The sequence below is a fragment of the Baia soyae genome, assembly GCF_004341445.1.
GTDB lineage: Bacteria > Bacillota > Bacilli > Thermoactinomycetales > Thermoactinomycetaceae > Baia > Baia soyae.
In genome coordinates, this window is record NZ_SLXV01000005.1 from 72,956 (window position 1) to 90,856 (window position 17,901).

The 17,901-nt window shown below is 42.2% G+C and carries 23 protein-coding genes and 1 riboswitch; of the genes, 1 reads left to right on the forward strand and 22 read right to left on the reverse strand.

The features are described 5' to 3' along the window. Window positions 1-95 precede the first annotated feature (95 nt). From ytfJ to EDD57_RS03015, 22 genes are all read right to left on the reverse strand, one after another. Entirely contained in the window at window positions 96-590 is a 495-nt protein-coding gene (ytfJ, locus tag EDD57_RS02910) for a GerW family sporulation protein (protein WP_131847985.1), read from the reverse strand. Further along, the gene (locus EDD57_RS02915; protein ID WP_131847986.1) at window positions 560-1,243 is read right to left on the reverse strand and encodes a DUF2953 domain-containing protein; all 684 of its coding nucleotides are present in this window, start codon (window positions 1,241-1,243) and stop codon (window positions 560-562) included. The genes ytfJ and EDD57_RS02915 overlap by 31 nt, the downstream gene beginning before the upstream one ends. Window positions 1,244-1,289: 46 nt before the next feature. Then, a complete protein-coding gene (gene scpB, locus EDD57_RS02920) occupies window positions 1,290-1,874 on the reverse strand; it encodes an SMC-Scp complex subunit ScpB (protein ID WP_131847987.1) in 585 nt (194 codons plus the stop codon). Continuing rightward, the gene (locus tag EDD57_RS02925; RefSeq protein WP_131847988.1) at window positions 1,871-2,623 is read right to left on the reverse strand and encodes a segregation and condensation protein A; all 753 of its coding nucleotides are present in this window, start codon (window positions 2,621-2,623) and stop codon (window positions 1,871-1,873) included. The genes scpB and EDD57_RS02925 overlap by 4 nt, the downstream gene beginning before the upstream one ends. 21 nt (window positions 2,624-2,644) lie before the next feature. Beyond that, window positions 2,645-3,118 (reverse strand): 6,7-dimethyl-8-ribityllumazine synthase, encoded by a 474-nt coding sequence (gene ribH, locus EDD57_RS02930; protein ID WP_131847989.1) that lies wholly within the window; start codon window positions 3,116-3,118, stop codon window positions 2,645-2,647. A 15-nt stretch (window positions 3,119-3,133) separates the two neighbouring features. Then, window positions 3,134-4,333 carry a bifunctional 3,4-dihydroxy-2-butanone-4-phosphate synthase/GTP cyclohydrolase II gene (locus tag EDD57_RS02935; protein ID WP_131847990.1) on the reverse strand — a complete coding sequence of 400 codons (1,200 nt, stop codon included), beginning with the start codon at window positions 4,331-4,333 and terminating at the stop codon, window positions 3,134-3,136. After that, complete coding sequence (locus EDD57_RS02940; RefSeq protein WP_131847991.1) at window positions 4,317-5,003, reverse strand: riboflavin synthase; 687 nt, start codon at window positions 5,001-5,003, stop codon at window positions 4,317-4,319. Before EDD57_RS02940 ends, EDD57_RS02935 begins: the two co-directional genes overlap by 17 nt. Window positions 5,004-5,189: 186 nt before the next feature. Continuing rightward, window positions 5,190-5,332, reverse strand: a riboswitch (FMN riboswitch). A gap of 219 nt (window positions 5,333-5,551) precedes the next feature. Next, a complete protein-coding gene (locus EDD57_RS02945; protein ID WP_131847992.1) occupies window positions 5,552-6,481 on the reverse strand; it encodes a COX15/CtaA family protein in 930 nt (309 codons plus the stop codon). Between the two features lie 191 nt (window positions 6,482-6,672). After that, window positions 6,673-6,924: a hypothetical protein gene (locus tag EDD57_RS02950; RefSeq protein ID WP_131847993.1), complete on the reverse strand. Its 252-nt coding sequence runs from the start codon at window positions 6,922-6,924 to the stop codon at window positions 6,673-6,675. A gap of 122 nt (window positions 6,925-7,046) precedes the next feature. Then, a complete protein-coding gene (gene spoVAEA, locus EDD57_RS02955; protein WP_131847994.1) occupies window positions 7,047-7,637 on the reverse strand; it encodes a stage V sporulation protein SpoVABEA in 591 nt (196 codons plus the stop codon). 7 nt (window positions 7,638-7,644) lie between these two features. After that, window positions 7,645-7,998, reverse strand: coding sequence for a stage V sporulation protein AE (gene spoVAE, locus EDD57_RS02960; protein ID WP_131847995.1), 354 nt, complete (start codon window positions 7,996-7,998; stop codon window positions 7,645-7,647). A gap of 18 nt (window positions 7,999-8,016) precedes the next feature. Next, window positions 8,017-8,448, reverse strand: a complete 432-nt coding sequence (locus tag EDD57_RS02965; RefSeq protein WP_131847996.1) for a stage V sporulation protein AB — start codon at window positions 8,446-8,448, stop codon at window positions 8,017-8,019. Then, window positions 8,426-9,055 (reverse strand): stage V sporulation protein AA, encoded by a 630-nt coding sequence (locus EDD57_RS02970; protein WP_131847997.1) that lies wholly within the window; start codon window positions 9,053-9,055, stop codon window positions 8,426-8,428. The genes EDD57_RS02965 and EDD57_RS02970 overlap by 23 nt, the downstream gene beginning before the upstream one ends. A gap of 146 nt (window positions 9,056-9,201) precedes the next feature. Then, window positions 9,202-9,909 (reverse strand): polysaccharide deacetylase family protein, encoded by a 708-nt coding sequence (locus tag EDD57_RS02975; protein WP_131848029.1) that lies wholly within the window; start codon window positions 9,907-9,909, stop codon window positions 9,202-9,204. A 144-nt stretch (window positions 9,910-10,053) separates the two neighbouring features. Then, the gene (gene sigF / locus EDD57_RS02980) at window positions 10,054-10,815 is read right to left on the reverse strand and encodes an RNA polymerase sporulation sigma factor SigF (RefSeq protein WP_131847998.1); all 762 of its coding nucleotides are present in this window, start codon (window positions 10,813-10,815) and stop codon (window positions 10,054-10,056) included. A gap of 9 nt (window positions 10,816-10,824) precedes the next feature. Next, window positions 10,825-11,286: an anti-sigma F factor gene (gene spoIIAB / locus EDD57_RS02985; protein WP_424205233.1), complete on the reverse strand. Its 462-nt coding sequence runs from the start codon at window positions 11,284-11,286 to the stop codon at window positions 10,825-10,827. Next, entirely contained in the window at window positions 11,283-11,636 is a 354-nt protein-coding gene (spoIIAA, locus tag EDD57_RS02990) for an anti-sigma F factor antagonist (RefSeq protein ID WP_131847999.1), read from the reverse strand. Before spoIIAA ends, spoIIAB begins: the two co-directional genes overlap by 4 nt. Before the next feature lie 121 nt (window positions 11,637-11,757). After that, on the reverse strand, window positions 11,758-12,918 hold the full coding sequence (locus EDD57_RS02995) for a D-alanyl-D-alanine carboxypeptidase family protein (protein WP_131848000.1): 1,161 nt from the start codon (window positions 12,916-12,918) through the stop codon (window positions 11,758-11,760). Window positions 12,919-12,982: 64 nt separating this feature from the next. Next, on the reverse strand, window positions 12,983-13,753 hold the full coding sequence (locus EDD57_RS03000; protein ID WP_131848001.1) for an IucA/IucC family C-terminal-domain containing protein: 771 nt from the start codon (window positions 13,751-13,753) through the stop codon (window positions 12,983-12,985). A 2-nt stretch (window positions 13,754-13,755) separates the two neighbouring features. Further along, window positions 13,756-14,562 carry an ABC transporter ATP-binding protein gene (locus EDD57_RS03005; RefSeq protein ID WP_131848031.1) on the reverse strand — a complete coding sequence of 269 codons (807 nt, stop codon included), beginning with the start codon at window positions 14,560-14,562 and terminating at the stop codon, window positions 13,756-13,758. 42 nt (window positions 14,563-14,604) lie between these two features. Beyond that, complete coding sequence (locus EDD57_RS03010) at window positions 14,605-15,672, reverse strand: FecCD family ABC transporter permease (RefSeq protein WP_131848002.1); 1,068 nt, start codon at window positions 15,670-15,672, stop codon at window positions 14,605-14,607. Further along, the gene (locus EDD57_RS03015; RefSeq protein WP_131848003.1) at window positions 15,669-16,673 is read right to left on the reverse strand and encodes a FecCD family ABC transporter permease; all 1,005 of its coding nucleotides are present in this window, start codon (window positions 16,671-16,673) and stop codon (window positions 15,669-15,671) included. The genes EDD57_RS03010 and EDD57_RS03015 overlap by 4 nt, the downstream gene beginning before the upstream one ends. Window positions 16,674-16,824: 151 nt before the next feature. Between EDD57_RS03015 and EDD57_RS03020 the strand changes: the two genes are divergently transcribed. Further along, entirely contained in the window at window positions 16,825-17,790 is a 966-nt protein-coding gene (locus tag EDD57_RS03020; RefSeq protein WP_131848004.1) for an ABC transporter substrate-binding protein, read from the forward strand. Window positions 17,791-17,901 lie beyond the last annotated feature (111 nt).

Below are 17,901 nucleotides of genomic sequence, written 5' to 3' on the forward strand. Positions count from 1 at the left end.
AGGGGTTTGTACCATTTATATGCGGACAGGTCCTTGTTATGATGGAACAAAAAAAAGAATATGGCCTTTATCTCCATATCCTTTCTTCTATCCTATTAACATTCAGGCTGACATCCGCCATCATGAGGATGTTGATGTTTCTTCTTCGAGAACCGTTCAAACAATTGGGGTACAGAGTCAATTAGACGATCATATAAATGGTTAGCGCCCTCTAAGTTAAGAAGACGAATTCCATGAGGACCTACTACAATAAACGCAACAGGAGTAATCGATACTCCACCCCCACTACCCCCACCAAATGGATAGTGTTGTTTGTTCGATCCAGAGTTTGATTCATCCCGACGTTCACCTCGGCGGTCTGTAGAACTCTCCGAACGAGATGAGCGGGTTTCTTGGTTTTGTATCTTTCCAAGTCCTGCAAATTCGGAACCACCTGCAGCAAAACCAAATCCTACTTTTGACACAGGAATGATGATTTGACCATCAACGGTTTCCACTGGCTCACCAATGATTGTATTTACATCAATCATTTCTTTTAAATTTTCCATTGCCGTCATCATTAAGCCTTGAATTGGGTGCTCGCCTGCCATGTCCGTTCCCTCCCTTTTCGCATTTGGATCCAGAGACGGGTCACTACAACGATAGCATGCCACACCCGAAAGCAAAGTATACTATGGAAAACCATATTTAACGCAAACTGGTTGAAGTGAGGGATCACATCGATCTCAGGCGGTTTTTTCCACTTAATATAATTTCCCACTGCACTAATCAAAAATGATTTAATTCCCCAGACAAGTCCAGTTAGAACACCCGCTTCAGCCGCATCTCCTGTACCTACTTGGGTCTTCCATTCTAATTTTTTACAACAGACCTTCGAGCAAAAATAACGGATTAATGGAAAGAAATCCTGCACTCTTTCCAGTGTATCTGCAAATCTCTCTCTTGCATGCTTAAATCCAGACCAATCCATACTTTCTTTACTTGTTCCAGATTGTACAGTGGAGTCACCTGCATCCGCACTCCAGTCAGATTGAACCGAAATCCCCTTTTTTGGATCTCCATCCATATCTATATCTGAGATTCGCATCTTATAGCGGATAAGCCCGTAAAGTGCCTTTATACGAACGTATCCATCATCCATCTTGCCTTCACGTTGATATTCTAATTCAATTTGAATGTGTGAACAGACGATTAAGATCAATACAACAAGCAAAATAAGAAGGATCCACAAAAAAATCTGCACGCACCTCACCTACCATAGTAGGTAGTATGAGCCTGAATAATGGGGTTTAAACCTTCTCTACTCCTAAGCGTTCGAATAATTCATGACGTTCCTGCTCCATCTCTTGCCAGTTAAAAAGGCTATCAGGTGCAGGCAAGTCTTCCAACCGATTTAAACCGAAGTACTCAAGAAATTCCTTGGTTGTACCTAATAAAATCGGGCGACCAGGCCCTTCTCCACGTCCTGTTTCTCTGACTAACCCTTTTCGTTGCAACAATTGGACCGTTCTATCCGTCTTCACTCCACGGATCTCTTCAATTTCCAAACGCGTAATCGGTTGACGGTACGCTATGATCGCTAATGTTTCTAAAGCCGCACGAGATAATTGCGAACGCGTTGGTGCGCTTGCCAGCTTTTCAAAGTACTGATTATGCTCCGCGAGAGTGGTAATCTGGTACACCTTTGCCACTTGAACAATCTGAATCCCTCGCTGGTCTAGCTTCCACTCCATCACCATCTCATTCACAAACATTTGTACCTCTTGCTTAGACAGTTCTGTGATCTCTGATAGCTCTTTTACACTTAGTCCCTCATCCCCAGCTGCAAATAGTAAGCCCTCGATAATGGCTTTATATTCTCTGTTTTCTGTCATGGGGCCACCTCCTGCACGAATGGTTCAATCAAGATATCAGTAAAGAGATCGTACTGGCTACATTTGATCCGTTTCGTTTTCATTAGTTCAAGTAGAGCTAAAAAAGTCGTAATGACTCGTTCCTTACTCATCTTCGTCCAATCTAACAAAGACGTAAATAAAATCCGTCCCTGGATCGCCAATTCTTGAACAATCTCTTCCATACGATCACTTACTGAGATTTCCTCTCGTGCAAGCCTGGTCATCGGTTCGTTTTTAGGTGGATGGGTCTGAAGAGCAAGCACAAATGCTTGTAAGAGATCATCCGTTGTCAAACCTGCTACTGGATTTTCAACAGGAGCAAACGGGCTTAGATCGGCAGGGACTCGTGTATAAACCTGACTCCGCTCTTCTTCCTGCTCTCGGAGCATTTCTCCCAATCGTTTGTACCGTTTATATTCCAATAACTTCTCAACCAACTCTTCCCTAGGGTCCATCCATTCATCGTCCATAAAGCTGTGTGCTTCTTCAAAAATCTCTTGTTTCGGAAGTAACATCCGGCTTTTAATCGCTAATAGAGTAGCGGCCATCACGATAAATTCACTTGCTACCTCTATCTCATAATGGTTTGCCTCTTGAATCATGTTCATATATTGATCCGTAATCTGGGAAATGGGCACTTCATAAATATCCACCTCAGATTGATCAATTAGATGAAGTAAGAGATCAAGAGGGCCTTCAAACGAATTTAGTTTAAATTTTACTTCCACCGTCATTCATCACGACTTTCTTTATCCAAGTAATTCGCGTTGTAAGCTTGCCATCTCAATGGCTCCTACAGCCACTTCATATCCTTTATTTCCTGCTTTCGTTCCCGCTCGCTCAATGGCTTGCTCAATATTCTCAGTCGTAATCACGCCAAACATCACCGGCAAACGATGGCGAACACTTGCACTCGCCACTCCCTTGGCTACCTCATTACACACATAATCATAATGAGTAGTTGCACCGCGGATTACACATCCTAACGTAATAATCGCATCGTATTTCTTAGAAGCTGCCATCTCTTCTACAATCAGCGGAATCTCAAACGCGCCTGGTACCCAAGCTATCTCTATATTCTCTTGTTCTGCGCCATGACGCAAGAGGGCATCTTTTGCTCCACCCAATAATTTGCTCGTAATAAACTCATTAAATCGAGCTACCACAATCCCAAAACGATATCCTTGTGCAGTTAATTTGCCTTCATATACTTTTTCTACCATAAGAAGCCCTCTCCTCTATACCCACTGTAATCGGTGTCCTAATTTTTCTTTCTTGGTCACTAAATAACGTTTATTTTCTGTATATGGCTGAATTTCAATCGGTACTCGCTCTAGGACTTCAATCCCTGACTGCTGTAATCCTGATACCTTTCGTGGATTATTGGTAATCAAATGAACCTGCTGAACCCCTAGATCACGTAAAATTTGCGCTGCACTATTATAGTCACGCCCATCATCAGGAAAACCCAGATGCAGATTTGCTTCCACCGTATCGAGCCCTTGGTCTTGTAATTGGTAAGCGCGCATCTTATTTAACAGACCAATCCCACGACCCTCTTGAGGAAGATAGATGAAGACACCACTTCCGTTTTCTTCGATCATCAATAGCGATTCATGTAGTTGCAAACCACAATCACAACGTCTGGAGGTAAACAGATCACCAGTCATACATTCTGAATGAACTCGAACTAAGACCGGCTTTTCTAGATGTAAACCCCCCTTTACCAAGGCGATTTGCTCTTTTCCATCCGGAGCCGTATAAGCAATCATCCGAAAATCTCCATATTCCGTTGGAAGGTGAATTTCTTCACGACGCTGAACAGTTGGTTCTTGTGCTAAACGATATTGGATTAAATCTTGAATGGTAATCATTTTGAGATCCCATTTTTCGGCAAAGGGGATAAGATCCGGAACACGAGCCATCGTTCCATCTTCATTTAAAATTTCACAGAGTACACCAGCGGGGGCTGATCCACAAAGTTTCGCTAGATCGACTGCTGCTTCTGTATGGCCCGATCTCTCGATTACACCGCCTTCTTTCGCAATGAGAGGGAAAATGTGACCCGGGCGCCGAAAATCATGTGCTCGTTTGGTCCCATCAATTAAATCGATCACCGTTTGAGAACGTTCAAAGGCAGAAATCCCGGTATGTGAAGTTTGAGAGTCAACTGAAACAGTAAAAGCGGTTCCGTGTCTGTCCGTATTATCATTTGCCTCGATCATGTAAGGGATCTTCAATTGCTGAGCTCGTTGCTCTGTAATCGGCACACATACAAGACCACGGCCATGGGTAACCATAAAATTGATTAACTCTGGTGTTGCATACTCAGCAAGCGCCACGAGGTCCCCTTCATTTTCTCGATCTTCATCATCCACCACGATAATCAATTTCCCTTGTTTTAGATCAGCTAATGCTTCCTCAATCGCATGAAACATGTATCGTTTCCTCCTTATCTAGAAAACCAGCTTTTTGTAGAGTCGTAAGTTGGACTCCGTTTGAAGTCATCGCAATACCTGAATGATCCCCGGTCCATTTTGCTATATATTTGGCCATCATATCGCACTCGATATTAACCCGATCACCCACTGCTAGGGAGCCAAACTGCGTTTCTCGCATGGTATGTGGAATCAAGGAGACACAAAAGGTTGTATTTGTCACCGCAACTAAGGTTAGGCTTGTGCCGTTGATTGCAATAGATCCTTTGGGAATCATAAAATGGGTCCAACTTGGCTCGGTTTCAAAATGAAATATGACTGCATTCTCAGCAGGTTCTTGCCGGATGAATGTGGCCATTCCATCAACATGCCCCTGAACAAAATGCCCTCCCATCCGATCCGCTAGAGCCATAGCACGTTCTAGATTGACGGGATCTCCTGAACGAAGAAACCGGAAGCAAGTCCGTTGGTATGTTTCTGGCATCACATCGGCGTAGAAAAAGCCATGATCCATCTGGGTAACCGTAAGGCAAACACCGTTTACGGCAATGCTGTCGCCCAATTTCGTTCCTTCCAATACTTTGCGGCAACCAATGGTTAGTACTTGTGTCTGACCAACCGTACGTACCCGACCTACGTACCCCACTTCTTCGATAATTCCTGTAAACATGGGATTTGTTCACCTCTTTCTATACATGGATACATAAAAGCCCCAACGATTTTTTCGTTGGGGCTTGTTTTTAGGCATGGGAAAGAAACGTACGACTATCTGTTATTTCGCTATTTTATGTACAGAAAAATAACCCTTGAAAGGTTGAGTTTTTGAAAAAAATCAACGATCAAGGAGTCGTTCCATATCATCCTTCTCCCATCCAGACTATACTGTCGGCTCCGGAGTTTCACCGAATCCACCGCTAAAAGCGGGTCACGGGCTAAGGCGCCATCTATTCACACGCCATCACCGCCGGTAGGGAATTTCACCCTGCCCCGAAGGATGTAACCTTGTATTAAATTGTGATTTGTGTAACAAGTCAAGTATATCCTGTTAGTAAAAAATTGTCTAGGATGAGTTGCTTTGGGTAATAGATTGCTTCAGGGAATGTATCTGACCAACTTTTATTTACTGGTGGAGTGGCCAAAGAAAAAAGACCTGGTTACGTAATTCTACCGTTTATCCGTAGAGTTATTTAATCAAGTCTTTGTTTGTTGTTCCCGAAGCTAACTTCTCTTCTTCCACGGTGCACCAGCTAACATACACAAATAAGAAATTGCAGTAAAGTAAATCGTAATAATCGTAGTGTGAAGCAATGCTGCCATCAGCACTCCGCCCGTTTTCACTGTGATAATTCCAGCAATAGCTTGCAAGGTAATCAGGATCATCGCAATCCAACTACCTTGAACAAAATCTCGATTATCACGATATTTCCGAAGAACAACGATTAATAGACACAACGTTAGCACGAATAGCAAGATCCCCGCATAGCGGTGGAGCATATGAATCTCCGCAGCGGAACCGAATCCCGGAAATTTCGTTATCCCACAACTAGGGAATTCATAACCACAACCCATTGTCGCTTCCATATGACGAACGAGCGCACCACTATAGACAGCTATGTACGTGTACGTAGCCAAACCCCATACACTCCAACCAAATCCACGACTTAACGGGGTACCTGAGCTTTTATCTGGCTTTCCATCGCGAAGGCGATAAAGTTGAATAACCAGTAGCATCACACTTGCAAACGAAATAAGCGAAAAACCGAAATGAAGTGCCAACATAAATTTTTTAATAAACGGACCTTCAAACATAACTGTTAAAGCGCCTAAAGCTCCTTGTAACAAAACAAAAAATACACTCATAATCCCAAATAGCTTCACGCGAAAGTTATCACGATAAACAATCCAGGACCAGATCGTAAGTGCAAGAATTAACATTCCAGCTCCTGACGAGATAATCCGATGACTATACTCGATAATCGACTCAAGTGGCATCGATTCCGGGATCAACTCTCCCTTACAAATCGGCCATGAGTTACCGCACCCTTTGCCTGAACCCGTCTTAGTTACAATGGCACCCATTAGTAACATGAAATATGAAACGAGTGCTGTGACGATAGATAAAAAGCGCAATGTAGCATGCTTTTTCATGTGAATCCCCTCTTCAAAGGCATATATGTGAAATTCATCACTAATTGTAACACAAGGGTCAGGATTAGGCTTTACCGACACAAAGTAGACACAAAATCAATCCGATTCATTGATGATTGAATCCGCCTTATACCTTTTTCTTAAGCTTCCACACTTCTTTCTCCATCGCATACTGACGATCGATTAGAAATTCAAATGTTGTCTTTCGTAGCTGACAAATCATTTGTCATAATCGACATATCCTCTTCTATCGTAGACAGTCTGTCGTCCATCTTAGACAATCTCTCGTCCATCTTAGATTGCCTCTCACCCATCTCAGACAGTCTGTCGTCCATCCTAGATTGCCTCTCATCCATTTGGTCGAGCTTATTATGGTTCTTCCCTGCCATTTCAACTAACTGAGTCATCATATCCCCGATTTGGTCGAGATCATACTTTGACATCATGAATCCTCTCCCCTAAACGATCAAACTGTGAATTTTTGTAATTGTATCATAGGAACTATCCCTTTACAACGAAATAGATCCAACCATTTTCAAATAAACCATTATCTGTTGGGTTCTCTTTAAATGGAATCGGTCCCTGTATTGTTGTTATAAATATCTAATAATAGTTTAATTGCCTTCGTGGTAACAGGAGCACCTATTTTATAGTAATCATACCTGCGCATCTTCCCAACATCGCCAATCCCGATGATGATCGGAATCTGAATAGCATTTAAAATTTCTACCGTATCTCCATAGATTCGTAGTTCTTCGTTATATTGAGGCTTCCCATATTTATCGACTGGATGGCTAATGATATTACCGTGACAATCTAGAGCCATGTGGACTGGGGTTCCTCTGCTCTTTATACAATTTGAAGCAACGGCGAGCGCGCCGATTACCTCGATGCTTTCATGATTCGCTACATAGCGTAATGCCCGTTCTCCAAATCCTTCCTTTGCATTTCCACAGTCATCAAACATGACAATGACAGGATCGTATTTGGCACGATGGATCAGTCTCACAAGCTCAGGGCCTGAGAGATGGGTAGGGTTACCCGCAGAAAGGGAGATTACACGGCCATGAATTCGTTTGGCTACTTGTTCCAATGCTTCTTGAGCAACCTGATCTCCATCTGTCACGACAATCACTTTTCTTCTTTGACGATCCATCTTTTTCTTACCCTTTCGGTTTAAAAATAAGGGCAGTTAAACAAGCAAATACGATGGCCGCCGTAATACCTGCACTTGTGATGGAAAACATGCCTGATAATAAACCTGCAATTCCATTTTCTTGCGTATGTTTTACCGTACCATGAACGAGTGCATTTCCAAAGCTGGTAATGGGTACCGTTGCACCTGCTCCGGCAAATTTGATAAGCGGTTCGTACAAACCTACACCGTCTAATACAGCTCCCGTAACTACCAATAATGTCATCACATGCGCTTGAGTAAGTGGCGTTAAATCAATTAATAATTGCCCAATTACACAAATTAAGCCTCCCACTACAAAAGCTGTCAAAAACGTCCCCATTCGATTTCATCCTTTCTGCTACCAAATTTTAAAATAGGTCCATTGTAAAAGAGATCCGATCACCTTCCCGAGCGACATGGCCATCAGGAACATCAACAGAGATTCCTTCATCCCCATACGCTTCACGAGGATCGGAAATACGTTTAATGCTTCGGTCAGTGCAGCCGCTAACATCCCAACAAAAATTCCCATAAAGGCACCTAGTGGCAGGATAATCCACATCGGAATTCCGAGCGTCATATTTCTCAGATCGAGCCATGTGAAGACTAATGTACCCGTAATAATAGCTCCCTCATACCAATGAATCGAAGACTTCGAACGAGTAAGATGAGTAAGGCGAGGAACGATATCTAATACGGCAATAAACGCGACAAATCCACTTCCTACTGCAAAGCCACCCGCCAAACCGAAAAAGACAAGAATGACACTATCGAGGAGATGTTGAATCATTTGAGTCTCCTTCTGCACGAACCTTTTCGTGTTCGATGACATACTGATCAATTGTCTCTTGATATAGATACATTTCCAATTCCATTGGACTTGGCTCTTCATTAAATCGACGTTTAAACACGTGATTGAAGAAGAGGATCATTCCCACGCCAATGCCGATTGAGTACGGAATCTGTAACCATAATGAGCCATCTACCTGATCTCCCGTTACGAGGAAATAGATCCGATCATGCACCTTTTTCATACTGACATCTGTATGAAAGTTCATAATGGCTAGTCCCGAACCTGTAAAAAGAAAAATCCATGTTAAAAAAACAAACAGTTTCTTACGGAGACGTGTTTCGGGAGATCGCTCGATAATGGAATGAACCGGTCCTAACATCTGAATCTGGAGATGTGGAAAGGCATGTTTCACCACACGAAGTACATGAATCGCTTCAATAACGGCATAGGTTCCGTATTTAGAAGTTAGCTGGATAATCGGCATCTGTTGTAACTCCATTTGATTCTGATCGGCTACAACCTCCGCTATATCCTGCAACAAAATCCGTTGCTCCATCTGTGCTTTTATTTTTTTCTTCAACTTGATATAAACGATTGATGCCACAAGTGTGCGACTCCTTTCACATTGTGGTTAAGAGTAGTATGTACAAAAAAATATTTTTCAGTGAAAAACAGAAAAAAATGCAGAAATAAGGCTCTTCACTTTGTGTATATCCCATCAAAGTAAGAGCCTTCTTTATAGGGTAAAACTTAGATCCCCTGCGGAAGATGAAACATTTGACCAATGGTAACTAAACGAGTTCCATTTGATTTCAGAATCGGAATTAGTTGATCTAGGGCTTCAACTGAACCTTGCAGTTTCATGGGATACATAGAGTGTTGTAGGATAATAGCTCCCGGTGTAGCGGAATCCAAGGCTCTTGCTAAAACTTCATCTTTGCTTAATCCTTTCCAATCTAATGTATCGACATTCCATTGGGTGACCAGATACTTATTATTGCTTGCCCATTTTACTTGTTTCTCACTAATAGAACCATAAGGTGGTCTAAATGCTTTTGGTGTATATCCGACTAGATTCCGTATGAGTCTTCCAGTTTTTTCAACTTGTTCATGGTAATCTTTATCAGACAGTTTTTTCATATCCGAGTGATCATAACTATGATTCCCAATTTGATGGCCTTCTCTTGAAATTCGTTTCACTACTTCTGGATATTTTTCTACATTATTTCCAACCAAAAAAAAGGTTGCTTTTACTCCATGTTTTTTCAGAATATCCAATACCTTTGGGGTATAGACCATATCAGGTCCATCATCAAATGTAAGGGCCATTGCATTTTTATTATAAGGGCCACTATACACATAAGAATATTTTCCCACCCAAGAAAAATCATTTACCGATATATTCGAGATGGAATTAATTCTCTTCCAAGGATAGATCAGATTTTGAACAAAACCCATGCGAGCCAAGAAGAACACATCCTTTCGAATTAGAAGAGATATACTACCTTTATGAGCAAAATGTGGATTTGCTATAGTTGAAAGCCTAAATAAAGAAAAGAAAGAGGAGCCATCCTATTTTTAGTAGGACACTCCTCATGTGAACTAATTAATTTGTGACAAATCTTCTTTCATCCGAGCAATGATTTTTTTCTCTAATCTAGAAACTTGAACCTGAGATATACCAAGCCTCTCGGCTACTTCCGATTGCGTTTGATCCTTAAAATACCGAAGGTACACGATTAGTTGCTCTCGTTCTGATAGACGATCAATCGCATCATGTAACACCAGCTTATCAAACCAAGACTTTTCACTATCATCCGCGATTTGATCCATCAATGTAATCGGATCACCATCGTTTTCATATACCGTCTCATGAATAGAAGTAGGGGCCCGGTTTGCTTCTTGTGCGAAAACGATCTCTTCCGGCTCAATTCCAATCTCTTTCGCAATCTCATGTAGTGTAGGAAGGCGGTTTAGACGTTTTGACAGCTCATCCTTGGTTTTACGAACTTTATTGGCTAATTCCTTCAAACTGCGACTTACTTTTACCATGCCATCATCCCGCAGGAAGCGTTGAATCTCTCCGATAATCATCGGGACTGCATAAGTAGAAAACTTTACTTCATAACTAAGGTCAAATTTATCTACTGCTTTTAGTAATCCAATGCTACCTATTTGAAACAAGTCCTCTGCTTCATAGCCACGATTTAAGAAACGCTGCACAACGGACCAAACTAAGCGAATATTATGACTCACTAAACGATCCCTGGCCAACAGATCTCCTTGCTGGCTGAGTAAAATGAGCTCCTTGACTTCTGCATCCGACAAATGATTATGACGCTCTTTACGCACTTCCGCATCCATATGCTTCCCTCAATTCACTAGCGATTGCTGAGATTGCGGAGTAAGCTGCTTGACTAGCTGAATGGTCGTACCTTCTCCTGGTTTGGAGTGAATCATCACCTCATCCATAAAATTCTCCATGATCGTAAAACCCATACCCGATCGCTCCAACTCGGGCTTCGATGTGTATAGAGGTTGCCGTGCTTCTGTTACATCTTCGATTCCTAAGCCATAATCCGTAATTTGCACACAAATCTTCGTACCCTCGATCTCAGTGCGAATCAAGATAACGCCTTCTGGGTTTTCCTCATATCCATGAATGACTGAGTTCGTGACTGCTTCACTCACGACTGTTTTAATATCAGTTAAATCCTCTATAGTAGGATCTAACTGTGATAGAAAAGCAGCCACAGCCACACGAGCAAATGATTCATTTTCCGATCGAGCATTAAAACATAATTCCATAAAGTTTGTATGTACCGGTTTCATCATGACGCCACCCCACATGCAGAAACTGCACTGCTTTCATCTTGAAACATCTGAAGAATCTTAAACAATCCTGACATCTCCATGATTCGCTGAATCGAAGGTTGTACAGAGCAGATGGTCATCTTGCCCCCCATTTGCGTTACTCGTTTATAGCGACCGAGGATGACTCCTAAACCAGAACTATCCATAAATTCGAGTTTTTCCAGGTTTAATACAAGATGAGTAACCCATTCATGATTTAATTCTTCTTCAATCACTTTGCGAACATGGGCCGCTGTATGATGGTCTAATTCTCCATCCAAACGAGCGACTAACACATTCTTTGACCGTTTTACATCTAAATGTAAAGCCAACTGAACCCCTCCTTCTCATTCAGGTGCTTCTCTTCTGTAAGATGTTTTCTGCAAATAATTCCCATATCCTGCTATGAAAACAAAAAAGGAAACTGCTTTATGGCCAGTTTCCTTTTAGGAGCTACTTAAAGATATCCGTAAACACTTTTTGAATTGAGTTCCAGAGGCTTGCTTCTTCGATATCCCGAGAACTTGTGATCTCTAGATGCGTTACAACTTTTCCTTCTTTATTCGTAAAGTCGATCGTCCCAATCGTCTCTCCTTGCTTAATCGGGGCTTTTAGCTCTTTAAAATGAACTACCTTTTTATATTGCTTCGGATCTTCACCCTTCTTCATTAGAATCGACATGGAGTGATGTGCACGAATCAATATCTCTTCAGGGGTTCCTTTATCCACTGCAACTTTGGCAATGAAGTCGCCTTTTTTGTAGAAAGTGTAGTTGGTGTACTGGCTAAAGGAGTAGTCTAACATCTTGGAAATTTCTTGGTTTCGCATCTTCGAGTCAGGTTCACCTAGCACAACTGCAATGACACGGAAGTTATCGCGTTTCGCCGTTGCAGTTAAGCAAAAACGTGCCTCAGTAGTAAAGCCAGTTTTCAGACCATCTAGGCCCTGATAAAAACGAACCAGTTTATTGGTATTTACAAGCCAAAATGGTTTTTTCGAATCTTGACGTAAATAGTCCTGATACAAACTCGTATACTTGGTGATCTCTGGGTGTTTTAGCAGTTCCCGAGATAACAAAGCAATGTCATAAGCAGAAGAATAGTGATCTGCTACAGGTAAGCCATTGGGATTCTGAAACTTCGTATCCTTTAATCCTAGCCCTACAGCGCGTTTGTTCATCATCGCAACAAAGTTATCCTCTGTCCCTCCGATATGTTCGGCGAGAGCGACTGAGGCATCATTTGCCGAACCGATGGCAACTCCTTTTAGTAAATCATGAACGGTCATCGATTCACCTGGTTCTAAGAAAATCTGAGAGCCACCTTTTGACGAAGCATTTTCTGAAACAGTGACCGAATCCGTCAGCTTCAATTTCTTCTGTTCGATGGATTCCATCACCAGAAGCATCGTCATTACCTTCGTAATACTAGCAGGAGGTAATTTTTCATGGCTATTTTTCTCATAAATAACCGTTCCTGTATCTGCGTCCATCAATACAGCTGATTTCGCATTAGGTGCTAGATCTAATTCTGCCGCATGTACGACCGCTCGTGGTACAAACAAAGAGAGTACAAAGATTGAAATAAAAACAGAGATACTGATCCGTTTCAGCATCTAGCATTCCTCCTATTGGCCTAATGAGCATAGTTTCTCTCAGACAAACAGGAAGTATGCGAAATCAGTCAGAGGATGATTCACGAGCGCTACAATTTACCGGACAAGTCTTACAATGTTGCGGTCGCAAGGAAGTCAAATAGGCTAGGCAACACGTTTTACGGTTATCAGCGAATTCTGCTTGCGAAAAGATATTAAAGGGGTTGGTTCCTTTTTGATCAAGAGATAAAGTAGGATCGGAAACGAGTGCGTGATAATCTTCCCCAATCTGTCTTTTCAAATCTTCAGAAGAAACTTCACTGAGCATAGTCTGATACATCCATTTGATGTAGACGTATACATTTTCCCATAGCGTCATTTCGGAAATGTTGACAGAGCTTCGGACTCCAATCATCCATGGTGCAAAATGCTGTTGAAACATCCAGCGAAATAACTCTGTTCGCTCAGAAGAGCGCTCATTTGCATGTACTTCTTGTATCTCAGATAGATCCATCACAATGCTAGGGATCCATACCGAATCAGATTCAGGAGGGGTTAACAATGCTACATTCCAAGTAGAGCCTACTACTCTCTTTTGATATAAGGAAAATAGTGTTAACGGAATCAAGAAGGCGAAGCTAATTCTCTTCACCAGCATCGAGCTAGCGACTGATAAGTTAGCTGTCCCTAGAAGATCTTTGATCTGGCGCAACACTTGTTCTCTAGGTCTGGCTTCAAGCAAGTCACTCAGCGGAAAGCTCCATCCCTGTACTTCATCCTTTATTTCACTCCAAGATCGCGAATCGAGACGAAAGCGAGTTTGTAATAAATGAAGCTCTTCTATCATCATAGACATGTCTATCCCTCCTTTCTGACAACGCTTCTCCCTTTCCCGTGCGGGATCAATAAAGGAGTTCCAAAAATCGGGTCCGAAATGATCTTACAGTCCATTTGGAATACATCTCGTACTAAGCTAGGCGTCATAATATCCTCTGGTGATCCTTGTGCATAAATCGCTCCACGCTTAACCGCAATCAGGTGGTCCGCATAGCGACAGGCTAAATTGAGATCATGTAATACCATCAGAATAGTGCGATTCTCTTGACGATTTAATGTAAATAATAAGTCCAGAACTTCCACTTGGTGCGTTAAATCTAGGTAAGTCGTCGGCTCATCTAGCAAGAGAATATCTGGATTCTGCGCGAGGGTCATAGCGATCCAAGCACGTTGCCTCTGTCCGCCTGATAACGAATCGACATCCTGATCTCGTAATTCATCTAGCCCCGTCGCGTGAAGTGCTTTATTTACAAGCTCCTCATCTTCCGTAGACCACTGACGAAGCATGCTTTGATAAGGAAATCGCCCTTGTTTCACTAACTGTAAAACCGTTAATCCCTCTGGAGCGACAGGACCTTGTGGCAAAATCGCTAACTGTTTCGCGATCTCCTTCGTGGCCATCTTGGAAATCGCCTGTCCTTCCAGTAAAATGGTCCCGGTTTTCGGTTTTAGTAGCCGAGCCATAGAGCGTAATAGGGTTGATTTTCCGCATCCATTACAGCCAATTAATACCGTAATCTTCCCCTTTGGAATCTCAACATCCAACCCATCTATAATAACTCGCTCTCCGTATGCCAATTTTAATTGACTTGTCTCTAGTGCAATCATACCGTCAACCATCACCTTCCCCATCATGCCTATATCACCACGCTAGCCTCGTTCGCGAATTAATAAATAAATAAAATAAGGAGCTCCTAAAATCGAGATAAACACACCTGCTGGCACTTCCAGTGGCAGAAAGAAAGTCCGCCCGATCGTATCGGCGAGCAATACGAGAAATCCACCTATTAAAGCCGAAATAGGCAAAAGAGCGCCATAGTTAGAACCAACTAATCTACGGGCGATGTGTGGTGCCATTAGACCCACAAAACTAATTCCTCCGCCATAGGCAACTGCTACTCCAGCTGTTACCGTACTTAACGTAAGGAGCCATAATCTTTGTTTCGAGACCTGACCCCCTAAACCAACTGCAATTTCTTCCCCAAAAGCCTGAACATTTAACTGACGTACTGACAAGAAAATACATAAAATTAATAAAAGTGCGACCGGGACTAATACCGATACATGATCCCAATTTGTGCCATATACCGAACCTGTAATCCACACATTTGCTTGGCTTGCACGGTAAATGACACTCTTTACCATAAACAACGTCGTTAACGCTTTCGTCAAGGCCCAAACGCCAATCCCCATCAATACAAGACGAACGGGTGATAAGCCATTTTTCCATGCCAGACTATATAAAATGAAGGCTGCAACGAGAGCCCCACATATCGCAATCAACGGAAGCCAATGGATGCTTACTATTAGGGCATTCGTCTTAGGACTGCTAAACATCCCTAAAAACATGACAACCGCTACACTCGCACCACCTGTGATTCCCAATAAGTCAGGGGAAGCAAGTGGATTTCGAACAACCCCCTGCAAAATAGAGCCTGAAATCGCTAATAACGTTCCGACTAACACAGCTACAATCATTCGAGGTAGCCGAAACGATTCTACGACTAACTTCGAAAATGCATTCGCATCCATACCAAATATGACTCTCCCCACTTCAATCGGGTTCACATATACCTCTCCTGCTCCTGCAGCCAGGAGAAACGTTACTATTAGAAGGAGTGAAAAAATCGTGATCATCCAAACTGAACGCTTTTCAAATAGAAGTGAGACTCGTTCTGCTTTCCCTCTACGTATTATCAACCATCGTTTCGTTTTCATGCCTTTCCTACTCCCCTACGTGCTACTGCTAAGAAAAATGGGATCCCGATTAATGCTGTCATCACTCCCACAGGCACTTCTTCGGGCATCATGACAAATCGAGCCGCTAGATCAGCCAGCACGAGGACAATCCCTCCGATCGTTATGCTAAAAGGAACTAACCAACGATAATCATTACCTACTAAGCCTTTGACTATATGAGGAACCATCACTCCAATAAAGCTAATAGGGCCTGCTACCGATACAGCACTTCCTGCTAGAAGAACGATCGAAACGAGTCCAAGCAATTTTACTAACCACGTTTTCTGCCCCAAGCCCGTTGCCACATCTTCCCCCATTTGCAACACATTAATCGATTTTCCTAAGAAAAGAGCGATTAGGAATCCAATCGTCAAATAGGGAACTACCAGTTGCAATAATTCTAGCTTTCGTCCTTCGATCGAACCCGCTAACCAAAACATTACTTGATCCAGCGCCGATTCATCTAATACTAACAATCCTTGTGTCATGGAGGCGAATAACATGGCCGTCGCTGCACCAGCTAAGGTAATTTTTAATGGAGACAGCCCACCACTCCCCACAGAGCCTAACAAGTAAACAGCGAGTGAGGTCACAGCAGAACCTACCAATCCGATCCATAAAAACGCTTCTAATGAAGTAACAGAAAACAGCATCATCGCCGCAACGATAAAGAAGCTAGCACCCGCATTTACCCCGATAAAATCTGGGGAAGCCATTGGATTACGGGTAAGCGCTTGCATCAATGCACCTGCAACGGCTAACGCTCCACCAATCGCTGCACCAATCAAAGCTCGTGGAAGGCGGACTTCTGTAATCACTAATTGATCAAAAACGCCAGTCGGATGTGAAAAAGCCTGGATGGCAGTATGAATGGACGTATCAGTATAGCCAAGTAATACACTACCTAGCATGCAAAGAATGAGTACAAATATAGAAATGATTAGTGCAAGCCATTTCCCCTGGTGTGTATAAATCTTCATTTCTTACTACATACTCCCCTCAGATGGTGACAAAGTTGTTTTTTAATAAGAATTATTTTCAATTTCTTTTGTTGACAGCTGCACTAAATATTGATTATGATTCTCATTGTAAATGAAAATCATTTTCAAATCAACGGAGGGAATCACCTATATGTTTTCACGATTTATAAAAAGTCGCTCTCTTTTCATCTTAGCGAGCTTACTATTCATTACATCTGCTCTTACTGCTTGTGGCAGTAAATCCACGACTGAATCTGGAAAATCAGACGGTCCAACTACTACGATTGAACATGCAATGGGAAAAACCGAAATCAAAGGTACTCCTAAAAAAGTGGTTATTCTTACGAATGAAGGAACGGAAGCCCTACTCGCTCTCGGAGTAAAACCAGTTGGGGCAGTACAGTCTTTTACTGGTAAGCCTTGGTACGACCATATTAAGGGGCAAATGGATGGCGTAAAGGTCGTTGGTTTAGAAAGTGAACCAAGCCTTGAAACAATCGCTTCTTTAAAACCAGATTTAATTATAGGGAACAAAATGCGTCAGGAAAAAGTGTACGAACAATTAAAAGCAATTGCACCGACTGTTTTCTCAGAATCACTACGTGGTGACTGGAAAGAAAACTTCAAGTTTTATGCAAAAGTACTAAACAAAGAGTCAGAAGGACAAAAAATTCTTGCTCAGTACGATGAAAAAATCTCCCAATTAAAAGGTAAATTGGGAGATAAGCTAAAAAGTAAAGTTTCCATGGTTCGCTTTGTAACAGGTGATGTTCGTATCTACCACTTAGATTCTTTCTCTGGCGTGATCCTAAAAGACCTCGGATTTGCACGTCCTGAATCACAAAATAAAAACGACTTAGCTGAACGTGGTGTAGGAAAAGAACGCATCCCAGCGATGGATGGAGATTATCTCTTCTACTTCACTTATGAAACAGGCGATAACAAAGCAACAGACCTCGAAAAAGAATGGCTAAAAGATCCACTCTTCCAAGGACTAAACGCAGTTAAAAACAAAAAAGCATTCAAAGTAAGTGACACGATCTGGAACACCGCTGGTGGCGTTCTAGCAGCAAACCTCATGGTTGACGATGTAGCGAAATTCTTTGAAGTAAAATAAGGATTCATCAAAAAAGGTACTAATACTGCTTACGGTAAGCAGTATTAGTACCTTTTTTGCATGTCTCGTTTTCAATAGGTTTATAAGAAGAAACCAGCACCTCTCGCTGGA